The organism is Vibrio sp. 378 (genome assembly GCF_033339435.1).
In genome coordinates this window covers 1-945 of sequence record NZ_JAWOUO010000228.1, presented here as the reverse complement: position 1 = coordinate 945, position 945 = coordinate 1, and the positions used below count along the sequence as shown (strand labels likewise).

Here is a 945-nt window from a genome sequence, read left to right as displayed (position 1 = left end):
TTATGAAGTGGTGTATTGCGAAGCGTTTCAGTTTGAAAACGAAGAAGTGTACTTTGCCGCCTCCAACAACAAGCGCTTATGCCCAGAAAAGGGAGCACTAAAAAAAGTGGGTCATTACAAAATCAGTGATGACTCGTTGATTGTTAGCGCAAATGGTGCTCGTCAAATCTGGACCACCAAAAAGGTGTACCCATCTCAGGTTCATAAAGAGACTCAGAACTATTTCACCACCGTGTTTGATGGTAAACAATTCGAAAGCTATACCATGCAAAAGAACAAGCAATCGATGGAAAAACGCATCAACGCACCGACAGGACGATATTTATACCAGATATCCTTTTTTGACTATTTGCTACCTCGCCCAAACGGCGATTATCTCGTGGCTGAAATTGGCAATTATATTTATCACCATGGAACTCAAGTCATTGGGCCTCATGGTGAAAGCATCGATTCCGATCTCAACTTACGCACTTACAATCCAAACTTGTATTGTGCTGATGTCGCCATCTGGTACGGCAGCCATGTCATTGCTGGTCAAGGAGACTATCAGGTCGACATCATCTCCGATCCTAACCCCTACGATCCGACTTACCTAATTGACTGCTACGAATACATTAGTAACCCCACGACCAGACAACAATCGTTAGCATTTGATCTGAGCTACTCGCCTTACGACGAACTACTTGATGGCGAGGTGTACAGCTACATTTTGCGTCCAAAGCCTGAACTGGCTGATCGCGTTGAAGAATTTAAAATCAATATGATTTATCACAGCCCAAAGCCGTTACGCTCAAGCAACAAAAAATAACCACTTAAAATACATAATGTTATTTTGACCATTAAATCACTAAAAACAAAAAGTGGAACCGTGATCAAAGTCTCATTTCCTTCCTCATCGACAAAAAACTCAAATAAATTTTACGGGTTTTATGTGGTTTTTCGTGT

1 pseudogene is annotated in these 945 nt (G+C 41.5%); it reads left to right on the top strand.

Annotated elements, in window-relative coordinates:
- A pseudogene (locus R7Q48_RS25350) lies at nt 1-808 on the top strand (hypothetical protein); the annotation flags it as partial.
- Nucleotides 809-945: the final 137 nt, after the last annotated feature.